Origin of the sequence: Roseovarius azorensis (assembly GCF_900109455.1) — a bacterium.
In the GTDB taxonomy this organism is placed as follows: Bacteria; Pseudomonadota; Alphaproteobacteria; order Rhodobacterales; family Rhodobacteraceae; genus Roseovarius; species Roseovarius azorensis.
Map to the genome: position 1 here is coordinate 1 of NZ_FOAG01000017.1, position 17,201 is coordinate 17,201.

Annotated in this window: 9 protein-coding genes; 2 read left to right on the top strand and 7 right to left on the bottom strand. The window is 58.6% G+C overall.

Annotated elements, in window-relative coordinates:
* Positions 1 to 445 (top strand): DUF1403 family protein (locus BSG08_RS17470; RefSeq protein ID WP_139274591.1); only part of this gene is annotated, 445 nt, incomplete at its 5' end.
* On the top strand, positions 442 to 1,062 hold the full coding sequence (scpB, locus tag BSG08_RS17475; RefSeq protein WP_093039139.1) for an SMC-Scp complex subunit ScpB: 621 nt from the start codon (positions 442 to 444) through the stop codon (positions 1,060 to 1,062). The genes BSG08_RS17470 and scpB, both read left to right, overlap by 4 nt.
* A 48-nt stretch (positions 1,063 to 1,110) precedes the next feature.
* Here scpB and BSG08_RS17480 read toward each other — a convergent pair whose 3' ends face one another.
* The 7 genes from BSG08_RS17480 to BSG08_RS17510 form a co-directional block, all read right to left on the bottom strand.
* Positions 1,111 to 2,652 (bottom strand): argonaute/piwi family protein, encoded by a 1,542-nt coding sequence (locus BSG08_RS17480; protein ID WP_093039140.1) that lies wholly within the window; start codon positions 2,650 to 2,652, stop codon positions 1,111 to 1,113.
* Positions 2,633 to 4,108, bottom strand: coding sequence for a toll/interleukin-1 receptor domain-containing protein (locus tag BSG08_RS17485; RefSeq protein ID WP_093039141.1), 1,476 nt, complete (start codon positions 4,106 to 4,108; stop codon positions 2,633 to 2,635). Before BSG08_RS17485 ends, BSG08_RS17480 begins: the two co-directional genes overlap by 20 nt.
* Before the next feature lie 125 nt (positions 4,109 to 4,233).
* Positions 4,234 to 5,643: a HEPN domain-containing protein gene (locus BSG08_RS17490; protein ID WP_093039142.1), complete on the bottom strand. Its 1,410-nt coding sequence runs from the start codon at positions 5,641 to 5,643 to the stop codon at positions 4,234 to 4,236.
* Between the two features lie 85 nt (positions 5,644 to 5,728).
* On the bottom strand, positions 5,729 to 7,699 hold the full coding sequence (locus BSG08_RS17495; protein WP_093039143.1) for a DEAD/DEAH box helicase: 1,971 nt from the start codon (positions 7,697 to 7,699) through the stop codon (positions 5,729 to 5,731).
* 7 nt (positions 7,700 to 7,706) lie between these two features.
* Positions 7,707 to 13,250: a DEAD/DEAH box helicase gene (locus BSG08_RS17500; protein ID WP_093039144.1), complete on the bottom strand. Its 5,544-nt coding sequence runs from the start codon at positions 13,248 to 13,250 to the stop codon at positions 7,707 to 7,709.
* Positions 13,250 to 14,341 carry a hypothetical protein gene (locus BSG08_RS17505; protein ID WP_093039145.1) on the bottom strand — a complete coding sequence of 364 codons (1,092 nt, stop codon included), beginning with the start codon at positions 14,339 to 14,341 and terminating at the stop codon, positions 13,250 to 13,252. The genes BSG08_RS17500 and BSG08_RS17505 overlap by 1 nt, the downstream gene beginning before the upstream one ends.
* Positions 14,338 to 17,199 carry a hypothetical protein gene (locus BSG08_RS17510; protein WP_093039146.1) on the bottom strand — a complete coding sequence of 954 codons (2,862 nt, stop codon included), beginning with the start codon at positions 17,197 to 17,199 and terminating at the stop codon, positions 14,338 to 14,340. Before BSG08_RS17510 ends, BSG08_RS17505 begins: the two co-directional genes overlap by 4 nt.
* Positions 17,200 to 17,201 lie beyond the last annotated feature (2 nt).

Consider the following 17,201-nt stretch of genomic DNA (forward strand, 5'->3'; position numbering starts at 1 on the left):
GATCGGTTGCCTCTTTTCCGATTTCGTCCTGGCGCGGGCTATTAAGTGGCGGCAGGCGCTGCCCGTGTCTGCGCAGCGGCTGACCAAAAAGGCGCTGCGGGACCTGGCCTCAGACGAGAAGAAGGCCGAACTGGCAGTCCAGGTACGGATCCTCGAGTCCATCGAAGAGACGATCCGGTTGGCGCGAGATCTGGCCCCTCGAGCAGAGGCACTTCGGGCGGTCGCGCCAAAGCTACGAGCGAAAAGATCGGGCGCGGCGGTCGACGTGTTCCTGACGGAAGATGCCGTGGCCCCGGCTTCGATGCTATCCCCGTGCATTCGCGGGACGTCAATCCCCATGACTGATCGAGCGGCGCGACGGTTTTGCGACCGGCTGGTCGAGCTCGGCGTGGCCCATGAACTGACTGGGCGGCCGACCTTCCGGCTTTATGGGATCGCACCATGAATGTCGCGACTAGGAAACGGAAACCGGCGGAGGAGGGCGGCGCCGTCTTTGACCGAGAACTCGATGATCTGCCACAGGAGCTGCGCTGGCGCGAATGGATGGGGCGGATCGAGGCGGTGCTCTTCGCCAGTGTCTCGCCGGTCGGCCGCGACGACCTGGCCCGCGTGGTGGGGCAGGGGGCCTCGGTCGAGATGCTGGTCGAGGACATCCAGGCCGAACTCACCGGCCGTCCCTATGAACTGGCACAGGTTGCCGGCGGATGGATGTTTCGAACCAAGACGCAATTCGCCGATGCCATCAAGGCCGCCGCCGATCTTGGTGATCAGTCGCTCGCCTTTACCGAGATGGAGATGGGCGTGCTCTGTGCGATCGCCTACCACCAGCCCATCGACCGCGCTGGCCTCAAGGACATTTTCGGCAAAGAGGTGAGCCGCGATCTGTTGGCCCGATTGCGCTACAAGGACCTGATCGCGAGCGGACCGCGGTCTCCGCGGCCGGGCGCGCCGCATACCTTCGTGACAACGGAGACGTTCCTGGTGACGTTCGATCTGCAGAGTCTGCGGGACTTGCCGGAATTGGAACTCGACCTCAACTTCAATGCGAATGCCGAGACTTAACGCACTCCGTGATGCATCAATATCGCATTCGTGAATCGAACCGGAACCTCAGATGTAGTGGCGGAACGGCAGCGGCTTCGAACTGACTTCGGGAATGGCTGTTAGGATTTCCCCGACATCGTCGGCAAAGCGCAACGTGACCGGAAAGCCGTCGCCATAGATGCAGGTGTTGAAGTTGAGCTTGGTGAGCGCGAGGATATCATCGAGGACCTGCTCGATGGGCGTATCGCCGAACACAATTTTCACCTTGAGCGGCGTCGGGATTTCTCGTCCGGGATAGGTTTTGAGCTTCGGCACGTAGCCGGACGTCCAGAGAAAAGCGTTGCGCTTGTCGACCTTGAGCGCAAGGCCGCGCATCACGCCACGCTTTCCCTCTTCGCGGAACAGTTTCAAGTCGTTCGGCCGCCTGATCTGGATGCCACATACCTGCGTACCGTCCGGCGCGCCCTCACGGAAACCCTCGATTTCCTCGCGGTTGAAGTTTGTCTTGCCGTGAATGAAGACCTCACGGGGCGGCGTGTCATCGTGCCAGCGCCTGTAGCTTGCAACGCAGCGCCGGATGATGTCGGCTGCCTGCTCCCGCGGCAGGTGGAACTCGCCGGCACGTTCGGACGCCCATGACCCGACCGAACCCTTGAAGACAATGCCTTCGCCCGTGTGCAGGAACATCTGCGCGCCGCAACACGCTTCGAATTCATCATGCGGGCTATTCGTGCGTTTGAAGACGAGGCCGATATAGCAGACCCCGTCGCGGATATCGGCAAGCGTCCAGGGTTTGGCCCCCGCCTTGTAGTAGATCGCCGTCCCGAGATTCCAGGCGATGGTCGCAGCGTCCTGAAGGTTGCGGATCGGCTTTCCGATACTGTTGAGATGCGCGTCCGGCGCGATGGTCGTCTGCCGCACGATCTGCGTCACGGCCTCGCAGCCAAGCAATTTCGCCTTGAGCTGGTTGTGGAAATGGTTCTCGTAGCGGTGCTTTTCCGCGGCCTCGTTGATGTCGTCGAAAAGGTCCGGCGCGTCCCATAACGCCATCGCATTCCGGTGCGATAGCCCCGTATCGCTGGTCACCCCTTCGGCCTTCGAAATCGTCTGATTGGGGCGGCACAGCTTCCAGAGCTGTTCCGGCACGACAACGAACCAGAGCGCGACTTTCGCGTCCTCCTCGGTGACCCACTGCCTGATCGGTCCGGCAAAAAGATCGACGGCATCATAGACGCGCTGATGGGCGTCCCGGTTGCGGATGGTGCGGTCAAGATCGTCCGCATCGACTGTGATCGACACGCGCGGGTCAGCGTTCCAGCCCGTCCGGAAGGCGGTCTCGAAGCCGGGGAACATCACCGAACTGCCGACTTTCGGATCGGCATCGATGGCACCCGCGAGCTTTGCCGCCCAGGCCTTGAACTGGGCGATACCTTCTTCGGTGCCGATGACACCGTATTCGATGGCCGGATGGGATTTCGGCGGGCCGAACAGGAGCAGCCCGTCCTTCGGGTCTTCGAGCTTTTGCTCGTGCGCGAATAGCAGCCGCGGCTCGGCCAGCGGCAGCAGCTTGCGCGTCGCTTTCCGTTGTCTATTCCGCCGGGTCGCCATCCGGCTCCTCCCCGTCGTCGATAGCGGCGTCTTCGACCAGTTCGATTTCGGCGGTTTCATCGAGACCGGCCGCCCCATCCTCGAAATAGCTGACCGGGCTTATGATCCGCTCGGGCTTCATGGTGACGAGGAGAGGATCGCCGCCGGTAGCGACGCCCAAGACCCCCTCCTCGTCATGGAATTGCCCGCAGAAAGCGAGCAAACGGTCGCGCCAGGCGGCGTTCCACCACTGCTTGCAAACGCTCCGTCGTGCCTTGTGCATGCGGTCCGACTTGTCCCACGGCGTTTGTCCGTCATCGGTGAAGATCACGTGATGGCGCAGCACGATACGAGGAAACGCGCCGAACTGCGGCGAGGCCGAAACCCCGTAATGCCAGTAGCCGTCGGGGACCTTGCCGCCGCCCGCAACCGTCCGGCTCTTGCGTCCGACCAGTTGCCGCCAGGTCGGCTTGCCGTGCGCGGGCGTGAAATGTGCCTTGTTCTTCTCAAGTTGGCCATGGGGGAAGAACCGCGCGACAAGCCCGCTCGAAAGCGGAAAGGCACACAGGCCGCGCCGCGTCATTTCGGCTTCCCAGGCCTGCCGCACGAGATCGCTCACCATGTTCGACGCATCGAAGGGGGCAATGGCGAGCGTTTCATCGCCGTCGGAAGAAAACTCGCGGGTTTCCAGCACGGCCAGCTCGGCCTCATCAAAATCAACACCGAGCGCCATCACGACTTCATGGGCGGGCGCGAAAGTGAGAAGCCGGTCCCCGACAACACGGTAAGGGTGCGGGAACGCTTTCGCGAGCTTTCCGAGCGTGCCGGATGGCCCCCGATAGCGATGCGCAAAGAGCCGCTTCGGCAAGGTCAGCCGGAACCAGTTCGAGAGATAGCTGTCAGTGGTCCGGACAGGCTTGCGGTCGGCCTCGATGGAACGGGTGTACCAGTCCATGACGGTATTCGCGCCCGCCGCCTCGGATTTCGGGGCGCCTTCACGCTCAAGCAGAGCCAGCAAGCGCCGCAATCCCTCGGCCCAGCCGAGATCGAACCGCATGATATTCAGGTCCTGGATGCTCTCCTGCATGCTGTCGAACGGAAACGCATCGATCTTGAGCGGCACAATGAAATCACCCAGCCCGTGCTTCTCTTGCGCCGCCTGTGCCAGCTTGAGTTCGCGCAGCGTACCGGGCTTCTTGTTGGCATCGAGAGTCGAGACGAACAGAAAGCGGAAGGTCGCCTGATCAATGGCTTCCTCGATATTGTTCCAGAAGCGTTCGCCGCCGAGCAGCGCCGTCACATCGCACCAAACTTCGTAACCGGCGATGGAGAGCTGGCTTGCGAGCCACTTGGCGAAGGTATTGTCCTCGGGTGTCGCGTGGCTGAGAAACAGCACGCGGCGCGTCTGCGCATCGGGTGGGCCGACGTGTCCGGCCGCCGGTGCGGCCATCTGGTCTATCTTGGGAATCTCGGTCATGTCTAAGAATAGAACATACCGGCAACATTTTGTATAGGTGAACGCGACAAACACACATTCTTGTGGAAAATCGCGCCGCGTTCGAGTGAAGCAATCGAAGATTGCCGCTCGGTTTTCGGAAGCGTTCAGACGTCGCCCAGTACCCTACCAACAGGCCGGTCAAGGTTGTTGCCGAGATTTGGCAGACGCCCCGCGACATCCTCGAAGCAAAGCGCGAACGCGGCCTGCGCCTTGATGATCTCGGCCTCCTTGACGGTCGAGCCGTTGTGAACGATCTCCCCTCGCGCTTCCATGACCGAGTTCACGGCATCGATATACTCGTCGATCCCGCGTCTGCCTTTCAAACAGATGCGGAGCCGCCGTTTGACGCGCTCCGCCACGCCGCGGGCATACGCATCGGTCAGGAGTGTTTCAAAGGCGACGGCAAGTGCGACGACGGCCTCGTCGTCCGTTACACGGGCGCTGAAAGACTGCCGGTACCAATTGAGCGCCGTCACGACACGGGCAAATACCTTACGCCTGACGCGATCATTGCTCGCGGTGTTGACGTGCTCAAGATGTCCGGCCTCGACAAGCTTGAGGGCTTGCGTCAGGCGCCGCTGTGCATTGCGCACGAAAGATAGCCGCTGTGTCTCGGCACCCAGGGAAAGCGTTAGGTCCGAGAGGCGCGCCAGTTCGAGCGCGGCAACATTCATCGGTACGCGTCGCAACTCCACGGCATCGGATTTTTTCTTGCGCGCCTCGCCGACCAGATAGTGATGGATATCGAGGGTTTCCCAGTTGTTGACCCTTGCCGTTGTGTGAAAAGTGCCGACCTTCTTCCCGCGGTCCGCGGCAAGCGCATAGAGCATGGCGGCGAACGCCGCAGACACCCTGATCTTCAGGGTATAGATAAACTGGTTCTCGAAATAAGCGCCGGTATGGGAAGCGACGCGCACCATCATCAGCGGATTACTGGTCATCCAGTCCATGTTTCCGGCACGGGTATGATGTCCAAGATCGGAGGCGTCGATTTTGCCTGCCACACCAAGCCTTGAGGCCATGCTTGACACAAGCCGGCGTGTTGAATCGAAATCGTTGGTTTGTGCCGCGAGACACATGGCCATGCTTCGGAAGTGAAGATACGTTTGTGAATCGCGCCCCGACTGAAACGGAGTTTCTGTCCCTATGCCGAACCCGTGCAACGGATAGAGCACAAAACCCGGATTGCCCGCGCGCGATGTGGTCAGGAAGGAAAGCACCTCCTGAACGATATTCCCGGGGTTGTTCTTTGCGGCGTGAAAAACAAGTTCGTCGATGATCGAGACGCCTACATAGACTTCGGCTTTCCAGAGTGCGCGCGCTAACGCGGACCTGATAGCCATGAGATGATGTGCAAGGCCGCCGTAAGTACCTGATTCGAGAATGTCCTCTCCTTCGAGAATAAGGTGCTCTAGCGTGTCGAACCCGCTGAGCTCATTATGCTTGCGGCCGAGATAAGTCTCGGCGTCACTGATCGGCTTTCCGGCCGGCACCTTGACACTGCTCAGGGACATCTGTCGGAGACCTCAGGGCAAATGCCCCACACTTCACGCACAAATCCTATTCCCGACGGTCCAGCGGAGCGCTTGCAAATCCTCTTCATTCGTCGAGACTCAGCCATTCGATAAAGTCCTGCCGCTGCTCGAAAACGGCTCGAAAAGCATCCTTTATTGGCGACGTGCGCTTTGAAAGATTGATGACCAGTGTGTCCATCCCACGGGTTAAAGGGATCATCGTCCATTGTGCGGCGAATGCAGCGGCCAGGTCTTCCTGTGTTTCAAACAGCCCGCCCAGGTCCTGCGGAGCGTTCATCCATTGGCGGTATTTGTAGTCATAGAAATCATCGAATGCGTAGTTGATGACTGTCCAGCCTTCGAGTCCGCGGCAAGAGTCGTACTGCACGATCCGTAGCGCATCGCGATCAGTCGGATACTGTGCGCGAACGTCTACGGCCGTAGCATCCCAAATGAGGCCTCCTTCAGCATTTATGGTGCGTCCAGGTACAGAATAGGTGCTGTCTTCGTCGCGAATGACGAGTGACGGCGGTACGCAGGCGAGCAGGTCGACAGGATAATTCCCGAGTTCTGCCGCCTCGGCTCTCAGGCGCTCGTAGTTTGCGGTGTCATGTGCCATGTCGCCTTCAACAATCAGAACGCGGCCGCCGTTCGCGTCCGGATTGGGCTCAAGGTCCCAGTTCTGAAGATTGAGCCCCCGCGCAGTATCAGCAACAAAGTGTGCAAGATTGGCCTTCATGCGGAGGCAGCGCCGCAACCGCCTGGGGCGTAATTTTTCACGGGCAAGGCCCGCGTCCCAGTCCGCAACCGAGGCGCGCACATACTGGTCCACGCCGTCCGCAACGACAATCCGCTCTGGTGGATAAACTGCACGCAGAATGTCGATCTCGTTGGACGGCCAGTCCTGCCCTTCATCGACAAACACGACATCCCATGCGAACGCCTCGGCTTGTGCTTCGACGATTTCAGCGAGGTCTTCAGGTGAAACTGCGCCGCTCCGGACGTAGTCGAGAAGCGCCTCCTTGTGCTTCTCGTAGTTCTCCAGAAAAGAGTCATCGCTTCCGATGATCCCCAATTCACGCATCAGGCGTCCGATGAAAGCATGCACGGTATCGATGCTGATGCCGCCCTTCTCAAGCTGTCGCGGCACACCGAGAAGCGCCATTGTACGCCGCATATCTGCGACCAGTGCCTTGTTATAGGTGAGTATGAGCGAGCGCATACCGCTATTGTCATAGGCGCGGTATGCCATCTGAAGCAGGATAACGGTCTTGCCGACACCGCCCCTGCCTCGAATAACGATCTGTCGTGTGCCAAGATCGTCAAGCCACGTTTCTGGAAGCGCCGCTTTCACAATGCGGTCCATTCGCCGGCGATCAATGGGCGTTGGTTCAAGTGTCTTTAGAACATGGGCATCTGGCGCCAGGATCGCCTCGAACTTCTCGCCCGGCCCGAAACTGATGGTCACAAAACGGTCTCTCGCGAGGGGTTGTGAAATTTGACCGAGGATATTCAGTATCTTCTCGAAACTCGCATCGATACCGAATGAATTGTGTGGACGATCTGGAAGGTCGGCCTCGCGCAAACCCGAAAAGAAGATCATATCCTGAATGTATGGAGGAGAAAAACCGCCCCGCTCAAGATAGGTTTTGAGTTCAAAAACCTGTTTGAACGCTTTCTCCGTAACGCATTCCCACCCTCTCGGGTATTTCACGGAAGCGACCTTGTCATTGAATTTGACGCCGGTCGCATCATGGGATTTGACCTCTATCGCGAGCGCAAAGCTCCGTACCGAAGCGGCGCGTGGAACAATGGGATCGCCGTTCTTGGGATAGAACCGGTTCTCGACGTCAAACGAGCGTGGCTCAGAAAAATGTCCAACGACGAAGACATCGATGTCTTCATATTGCTGACCATAGAGTTTGAGACTGACGAAGATTTTGACATGGTCATCCGGACTTTGGCTGAGATCGGGCCACACAGCGAGGATTTGCTTACGAAGATGCAGCGCCGCTTCGTATTCCTGTCCTTCATTTGCGCCTGCCAGTTCGATCAACTTTCACTCACAATCCCAATTGCTGCAAAACCCTCCGGCTGACAGCCGGTAGGTTCCCGCGCACTTCAAGTTCATTCTCGACGATGACCCGATACTCTGTGCCGCTATCTCGCAAATCCGCGATACGTGCATCCGCCGGATGGCCGGTCGTCAAAGGCCCCGAGAGGGCAATGACATACTTCTTGCCACCCGTCTCAACGAGGATAGGGGCTTCCAGGGTCTTGCCGGAACCATAGGAGACTGTACTCCCTGCCGAAAAACTCACATCGTCTTCGCAACGTCGACGGAGATCATTCAGGAGCAGTTCTGTTGAGTTTCGCAGCCGTTGCTCGTCGAAGCCCGGACGCTGGCCGGACAAAAGATACTCCAGGAGTTCGACGCCGACATGCCGGTCAAGAAGGCGGTGCTCAAGTTTGTTCTTGAAGCTCCTCAAGCATCGATAGCACGAGCCGTCGCAACCCTCCGGGCAATTCTTCAGGAGATAAAGTGCGCGCTGGAATAGTTCGAGGCCGCGCCCTGCAATCTGGGTCGCAAACCCCGCGCCTCCCGGCAGCGTGTCGTAGAGAAATATTTCGACCTCCTTGCCCGATTTTCCGCCGATTGTCAGGGCCGGCCGAAACTCAGCCATCAATTCTCCCGGCTCAACCTCAAGGATTTGACATGCGGCCTTGGCAAGCGCCTCACTGGCAGTCCGCAGCGCTACCTGAGTTGAATAGTGGACAGGCCGCAATTCGATGGGCTTTTCAACGCGCATCGAAAACAGGGCAATGTCGGTGATGAAGTCGGTGCCCAGCACAAGGTGGCGGGAGGGATTCATCCCGTCGCACATTTGCTTGTCGTCGGCGTCGGGATAAGGCTTTCGATGGGGTCCCGCGAGGCTTGGCGTGGGCGTAGAACTCGCCTCGATGCGGCCGCACTTCACGCAGTACGTATATCCGTCGTCTTGCGGACCGGTGTTGGAGACGAGAAGATGCTCGCGCGTGCTTAGGCTCCGGATGCGGTCGTTGGCCGGAAACCAGTCTGCACTGTCACCAGGGGTACCCATCGTGAGTTTGGCGCGCGTGGCATAGCTTGTCTCCGGAATTTCGTCGGGGGATGTTACTTCATCTTCAAAGACGGGATGGGCAAAACCGGGCGGGCGCAACCAGTAGCGTGCGGGACCGAAGGTCCCGCTTTCGCCGCAGGCCTCGCAGTCTGCTGTATCTTTCCGGATCACCTCGCCCTGTTCGTAGGTTCGTGCATAGCCGCATTCCGAACACTCCATGTATAGGCGCCGGGATTGCCAAGCTTCATAGCGATCATCTTTCATGACAGAGTAGATCGCCCCAGATGTATAACATTTCCCGGAAATCCAGACCTGTTTGCCGGGGGCGTATTGCGAGAGGGCCACGGGAAGGCCTTGGGACGGTGCGAACTTCATGATGTGGCGGTAGGGAGACGAGCGATCTCTATCAAAAACATGGAATGTCGCGACATCTGTCGGGAACGCGTAGCGCGGAAGTTTCCCGCAGTATAAAAGCCGGTCGAGGAGCTTGTTTGGCTGCGAGCCCTGCTGTGGTCGCTCCTCACCTTCTTCTGCGGCCTCTTCGTCTCCACCGTCATCATTGTCGCTATCGTCAGAAGCGTCCGACGCGATCGCGTCATCAACGGCCTTCAGGCAATCATCAACGAAGCCGTCCAGCAACTCGGCCTTATCGTCATCAGAGAGGTCGGAGGGCAGCCAAGAGGCGATCCGGTCTTTCAAACGGGTTTCACTCTTGGCGAGCCAAGATGCGAAGTCGTCACGATTCAAGACGGAATCCGGGCGGCGGAAAGCCGATACGCTCCCAAGAACCGAGAACAGGTCATGAGGTTGGGTGGCATCAACGACAGGAAGGCGTTCTTGGTGGTAATTTTGTAGCAGGAACGCACGGATATGGCGGCGGGCAATCTCCGGATTATCGAGCGTTAGTTTTGGATCGATGACGCTGCCGCGGATCATTTCGTCCGGTCGGGAAAAATAGTGTTCGTCGTGACTGTCCGCGCTTCCAAAAGCCAAGACGGTTGCGACGGCATTGCCACGGCGACCGGCGCGGCCGGCGCGCTGCTGATAGTTGGCGCGGCCGGGCGGCATGTTTCGGAGCGCTACGCCGGAAAGTGCGCCGAGATCGATCCCGACTTCCATCGTCGTTGTACTCGAAAGAATATCGATAGCAGCGGACCGCGTACCTGATCCGGTGCCCGCGATTGCGATGTCCTGAAAGAGGAGTTCGTTTTCTTCCGCTTTCGAGAAGACGTCCTCATTCTGGGGCGCGTTGAGTTGCGCCGTGTGTTCGGCAGCAATGAGTGCCATCGGTTGACGGGGCGGGTCAGCGAGCGCTTCAGTTACAGGCTTGCGGTAGAAGCCCTTACGTGCCTGGAAAACGGCATCGGTATCCGGATCGAGTGCGTTTACACTTGCGCTACCGCAATCGAGGCAGGCTGCATAGCCGGGAATTGGCCGGTGGACGGACTTGCAACTGTTGCAGTGGACCCATTCACCGTCGAACTGGAGCGATAGCTCGCTTCCGTTGAGGTAGCGATTGCCGCCCGCGTTCGAGCTTGTAAACTTCGACAACAGCACGGGATGCCAGTGATCCCAGAAGGTCTTTCTCGCATTTTTGTCGGTGATGACCTTGTTGATGGCGTCGATCTTCGACTTTGGCTTGCGAGAACGGATTCTGTAGCCTTCGGACGCACTCCCATCGATCCAGGTTCCGGGCGAGTGCGTCAGACCGAATCCTGTCCAGCAACGCATCCAGAAGCGCGCCAGGGCGAGCTTGGACTCATCGTCCTCGGCAATGTCGGCAATTGAAGGCAGCCCTGTGACGTCGCCACGATTGCCATCGCGCTCCCGCAACGAGGCAAGCGCCAATGCTTCCATGCCGTAGAACCTGTCAGAGAGCGTCGTAAGCATGCTGCTAAGGAGCGCCTCGGGCGGCCTTTTGGCTCGCAAACCCATCAAGAGTTGAAGGAGTTTCATCGGATCTTCGTGGTCTTTGGCGTCGATTGCCTTCTCGACCATTTGCTCGGCTTCGATGAAGTTCTCGTTGAAATGAAGTTCCGGACGTAGGCGCACATTGAGTTCTTGCGAGGCAATCAACACCCCGAGGAACAGGTCGTCCAGATTTAGAAACGGGCCGAGTGCCGCTTGATCCTGAAGCCATTTGAAGCCGGCGATAATCAGTGGCCGAAGGGAATCCCGTTCGGAGAACATTTGTACGTTTGGTGCCAGGCGCGCCGCGACCTGCCGCGAGTCCGAAAACGCAAGAACCTTTCTTCCCCTTAACGGAGCGAAAGCCGTCGCTTCCTGCGGTCCTGGCGGCTGAATCTGGATTTGACGGGTCAGCAAGGCCTGAAAAGGCTGGTCACCTTTCGTCTGGTGATCTTGAACATAGCTGCGGCCGAAGCGCGCCGTCTTGCCGCATACAGCACATGGCACAAATTTGCCGGGGGGCTCCGGGTTTCCGCCGCCTTCGTCATCATCATCATTGCTGTCCGCGAGGCGGCCTTGGCGCAGATAAACGGTCCGCATGCGGGGACCGAGTGTATGGGGGTTCAGTTGACCGGTTTCCAGGTCATAGCCTGCCGGCTCTGCTGCATCCTCGTGCGCCGGGTCTTCGAGAAGAAGATCAAGCGGTTCGAGAGGAGCAGACTCGCCGCCGGCCATCCTAAGCGCTTCTCCTGGCTCCGCCCAAAGGTCGCGCGGCTCGTCGACGTCGTCCGTGTAGGCGCGGGCATAGGCTGTACCGCAGTTCCGGCATGTGAACAGTTCTAGCACGCGGGCGCCGCATCCACATTGGTCCATCGGTTGCGAGTACATCTTTCCGCAGATGCCCCCAAGTTCATCGCCAGAGATTTCGGTGCATTCCGGGTCCATACAGACCCATAGCCCCGGTAGGCCGCGAAAAAAGTTATGGACGCGACATGGCAGGAGCCCCGGCAATCCGGGCGCAGGCCGGGCAACGCTACCGAGTGCCACTAGGACGGTTACGGCCTCGTCAGCCAGTCGCTCCGACACGCCATCACTGAACAGAAAGGAGCCGAGTTCGGCGATAGGTTTCGCCTCTTCCATCGTTGCGTTGACAAGACGACCCATAGGCGCGAAATCCTTCAGAGCCTCATAGAGTGCACGTTCTACGGAGTCTGCCGCCGACATACCGCGATAGTCGAGCAGGGTCCGCACCGCCTCGATCCGGCCCTCCTCTGAATCTGCGTCGTAGAATGCTTGCAATTGCACCGCGGCAAGCATCTCGGCGTCTTTCTCTGAACCGGACTCATCGTTGGGCTTGAGGTCAAGAGACCCTTTCACCGGCACGAACGTCTCTGCGGGGACACCCGTAAGTTGCGCACCAAATTCTGGTGCGTATTCGTGGTCACTGAAGCTGGCCGTGGCGCAAATGACCTGAAGTCGCTCGTCCGGAATACCGAGACGATCCCGAAGCCTGCGAAGCAAGAGGCCGACCTCGGCACCAGCTGCGCCGCGATACAGATGGGCTTCGTCAAGGACCACAAGGAATGTCTCTTCAGGGTTCTTTTCGAGCCACTCGCGCGTTCTGTCGAAGATCGGTCGCTCGATGGGCCGCATCAGCATGTATTCCAGCATCGAGTAGTTGGTGACCAGAAGGTCCGGAGGAGCAATCTGCACTTCGTGACGTGTCAGGAGTTCCGAGTCGTTCGGAAGCGTCACAGCGCGCACAAATTCCCCTGTGCGCCTGTCCTGCCAGCCCGAACCCTTCTGTCCGAACCACGCAGCCAGATCAGGTTTTGCCGGCCACTTCCCTCTTTCCTTCAAGGCCTTGAGAAGGGTCTCGGCTTCCGCCTTCTCATCTGCATCGTCACTTTCCGCCCGCCGGAGGACGTCGACATAAAAATCGTCGAATGACTGGAGCCTTTGTGAGTCTTTTTTTGACGTACGAACACCGGCATACGGCGTCCGGCTTGTGTATCGGGCAAACCGGGGCGGCCGCCCGCACCAGGACTTGAATGTATCGACAAGGCGCGGGTCACCAAGCAGGGCACGAAGCCGACCCAATTGGTCGTTCACGAGCGCGTTCATCGGATACATGATCAAAGCCCGCATTGCGGGCTCTTCCGCGAAAGCTGTCGGTCTTTCTTTGGCTTCCCTTGCGAACTTGCCAAGGATCGGCAACAAGAAGGACTCCGTCTTGCCGGAACCCGTTCCGGTCATGATGACGAGGTTTTTTCCGTCGACGAGGCTCCCCTTCAGCGACTCTCCCTGATGGCGATAAGGCGGGTCGTAGATAAGCTTGGGTAACTCACCTTCCTGCGCACTGAGCCTATTGAAGAGCTCCAAGGCCGCCTCCGGAAGACCAGCCATGGAGCCGAAGGCATCGCCGGACTCATACTTCGGCGTAGATTCAAGATAAGGAACGCGATGTATCACACCGTCACGGTCGAGAAGCCGTTGCCGCTGGGCAATGAGCGAAGGCGCGCTAATGTGGTAAGTGGCTTCGATATAGTCCTTCAGCGACGCATGCAGATTTTCGATTGTTTGCTTGATCGTTTGCATCAGGCGCTCCTCCCTTCACCCGTGTCGTCTTCGCGCACGAGCCACAAGTTTGTTTGTAGAAAATCTTCTTCCTCGCGTATTTCGGCCGTAGGTATTTCGAAGGCAAACAGGCTTTTTTCGCCTGGACGTTTCTCGCCAAGAACCAAGAGACGCCTCTCGGCCCAGAGCGGCAGCGGAGAGAAAAAGTCGAGTCGGCAAATATTCCCGAGATCGGTAATACGGTATCGCTGCGGTCGGCCGTTTTCCTGATCAATCGCCATCTGTAGGTGCCATGCCGCATCGCATGCCCGCCAGCGATAGGTTCCTAGGGGAAGATCAATAATACGGACAAGTAGACCCGCCTGGAGTTCGGCAAAGCACCAGATCGGCGCACCAAATTCCTGTGGTCGCCGCGAAACGTAAGTGCCGCTTTGGCTTTTTGGTGCCGTCCAGCGCCCTCGATAGTATGTCGGTCGGGTTTCTGGATCGATGATTTCAAGGCCTGTGATCTGTGCGCATGTTGGCTCTGATACCAATCGCTGCATCGCTTTTTCGAGGTTCGCGCTTGCGGTTTGCGTCTTCGGTGCTTTTAGCCACGCATTTTCCGGGAGACGCGCAAGGCCCTCGGATGCCAGAAGTTCGGCAAGGTCCTCTTCGGATTGCGGCTCGATATAACGGGTGTTCCTGCTATACACGACACGACTACCGAGGGATTCAGGCAAGACGGAATCGTGGTCTGGAACGATGCCGGTCAGAAACACGCTGCCGCTCTTTCGTTCAACAAACGCAGGTGGCGCAGCAAAAACCCATGTCCCTTTAGCATCGGTCTCTGCTGTCGTGACGTCTGTTAGTTCCAGGAGATCACCGACGACAATAAGTTCGTCAGTTAGCTCCTCGATCCGCGAAGGAAGGTCGTCAAGATCGTGAAGAGACGAGAGAGATTCGACGATGGCAGCACGAAGCGCTGTTCTTGAGCAAGGGCATAGCATGCCTGCTGTTCGTCTGAGCAAAGCAGCGAGAAAGGCATCATCGACGGCCGCATTATGTGGCTCAATGCCGAGAGCCGACCGGCATTGCGTGATAACGTCCTGACGAGAGATTTCGGCTATCATGCGTTCACCTCAGGAATCAGGGACGGAGCGCTCTCCTCAACTTCCATTCGGCTAAGCACGGCCAGTCGCGCGCCCCTGACTAGAACTTGATGCGCGCCAGCGCGCCGTATCAGTTCCGGTAGGCCTTCCAAATAACGTTGCTGCAAAGCGTAGGGACGGACGGCCAGATCGATTGCGAAACGGCATAGCTGCTTGTCTGATGACATACGGTAGCGGGCCGCCGTTTCCGTATACCAGGACGATAGCGCGCCGTGGCCGCCGGAAACGGACGGAGCGTTCAGACGGATTGCACTCGCGAAACCGCTCTTCGGGGCCACGAGCGACTGGAGCCGGTCCAGATGTACTGTGGCATCCGGAGCGGTGGAAAGCTTTGCCTCGACACGCGCCCAGTCCCAACCCGCCATGATACCGACGAGACCATGCATTAGGGTATCAGTCACCTGGCGGCGCCGCGCACCGGCAAGGTTCCCCTCTACTCTTGCCTTGTGCCAATACCTCAAAACGCGCAGCAGTTTGATAATTGCTTGCGGAGACCCGCCAATATGGCCGTGGTTTGGCTGGACACCCAGTCCTTCCAATCCTTGTCCGGTCAGGCCGGTGCTGACGACGACCGCGTCCCTGTTCTTTCCTGCACTGGCGATGAACAGGCCGCCGGGTGATTCAACCGGGACGCCGTCGAGGACTTTTGCCACGTCCAAGCTCCGGAAAGAACGCGGGCGCTCCATCTCGCTGAAGTAACACTGCCTCTCGGCACCTTCGTCGCTGGTTTCGTCTACGAGCCGGACTGATACGCCCTCGCCACTTTGCCGCAGAACCCATCTAAGCGGCCGAACATTATGCTCGAAACGCATAACAAAGCGCCCGAGATCGCCTCCATCAAGTTCGAGAAGTCCCGTTGTTGCTTCAAGATATCGCCAATCGCACTTTTCCCGCTTCAGAAAATCAGAGAACCGTTTCTTCCAGGTATCAGGCGTAACCGGAAGTTCGAGGGGGCCACTGACCTGCCTCTCGAAGATCGTTTCTTCTTTGGCGTCCTGAAGAATAACGCGCGGTGTGACTTGCCGACTTGGCGGACCGTAGACCGACAAATCAAGTTCGTTCTCCCAGAGCGCGTTCAATGCGGCGTCATGGGGGTCGCCGGACGCAATAAGTCCGGCATGTGAGGCAGTGCCAGGCATCCAGGGCTCTGGCGCACGCACGCGCAGTTCCAGGAAGCCTTCATGAGGTGGCTGACGCTCTGCACTCGGGCTCGTACGTCGCGCACGGACTGTGAGAACGTGCCGGCCCGGTGGCAATTCTGACAATTGCACAAAGGTTGGCGAGCCGGGGCTGCCGGCTTCGAATGTCATCGACTCTTTGCCGTTGAGCCCGATTTCATATGTCTCGACTTCGTGGTCCGGCATGATCCCGAAACACGGCTTTTCAGTCGTCAGCCATTCACTTCGGCCTTCCCCGTCCCATTGACGCCCCGGGAAGCCTGCGGGCCAGACACGAATAGTACGCGCGAGTTCGAGACCCCTCGCTGCTAGCCATTGCGCGTAGGATTCGGTGAGCGCAGTCGGTACGGCCATCCGTATTGCATTGACGCCGGGACTGTTTATCTGACAGGGCTTCATCCCCTCCAGCAGTTGCTCAAGTGGCTCTTTTGTTACGACAATGTATTCGTAACCGGGGCGCACGATGCGTCCCCCGATTTCCCGCGCAACACCGTCACGACCAATCCGAAATAGCCAATATGGCCCTTCGCTCATGCGGCACTCGCTCTCAAGAAGATGCGTGAGCGTGCCGTTTTGCTTTTCGAAACCGACAAGGGGCTTGTCCGGGTCCGGCCATTGCTTGAGCAAGGCCTGTCTGCGGCCTGACAGAAGCCAGCCCGGTGGCTTCTTTGCCGATGTACCATTAAGTGTGCATCGCGTATTTCTGAGAAACTGTCTTACGTCCTGGCTAAATGCGGCAATATCCTTGAAACTCGGAATGTCGATCTGCAAATCCCACTGATCCTCTCCCTTATAATGTAGCCGCAGGTCAGGGCGAATATCGGGGCGCTGCTGCTTCGCGCTTGCGTGGCCAACATCTGCTGTATCCCTAGCCGACCGTGGTCCCGAGCCTTTACCGAGCCCGGAAAAACGATCAGACACCACGCGGCTAGTCTCTTTCAGCCAGCCCCGGGCGTTGCGGATGGATTCAAGATCATGAACGATCCGTTCAAGTGTAGCCGGCAATAAGGGCTCTTCACGCGGGGCGTCGTCTTTCTGCTGCAGAAGAGCCAAGACCATTCGCCCGACAAGTTCCTCCTGTTGAAGAAACTGCTCGAAGCGCGTGGACGCATCATAGGCGTTGGCTGCGATCATCCGGCCGATGGCAGCAGGCTCGATGTCGTCGAGACGTGCAATCTGGAAGCGAAGCACATAGAGCGTCCGCGCGAACTGTCGTTGAAGGTATCGCGGCAGGACGGCATGGGTAATCGGCCAGGCGATAATACTGAAGTGCGATGCCCATGGCCCGGATGGTTTGAAGCCGCTGTAGTCTTTTCGGAAGCGCGAAAACCATGCGGACACACGATACCGGTCACGGCTGTCCCACCCCGGCGTTACTTGCTCGAAGGATTGCCAGTACTCGCCGCCCTCGTATGTGTAACCGCGTTCGGCCGCGTAGATCGTCCAGAGAAGCCAGTGCGGTGCGAGGCGCGCGCCGCTGACGAGTCGCGCGCGCAACTGCCGTGACACATCGTCGATTTCATCATCACTCAGGCCATGTTCAAGCGCGAAGAGCGGCAACCCGGAAGATGCACGACGTTCCGCAAGCGCCTCGAAATGGCGCTCCATACGCTCCTGCCATTGATCGAGAGGAACGGCCATCG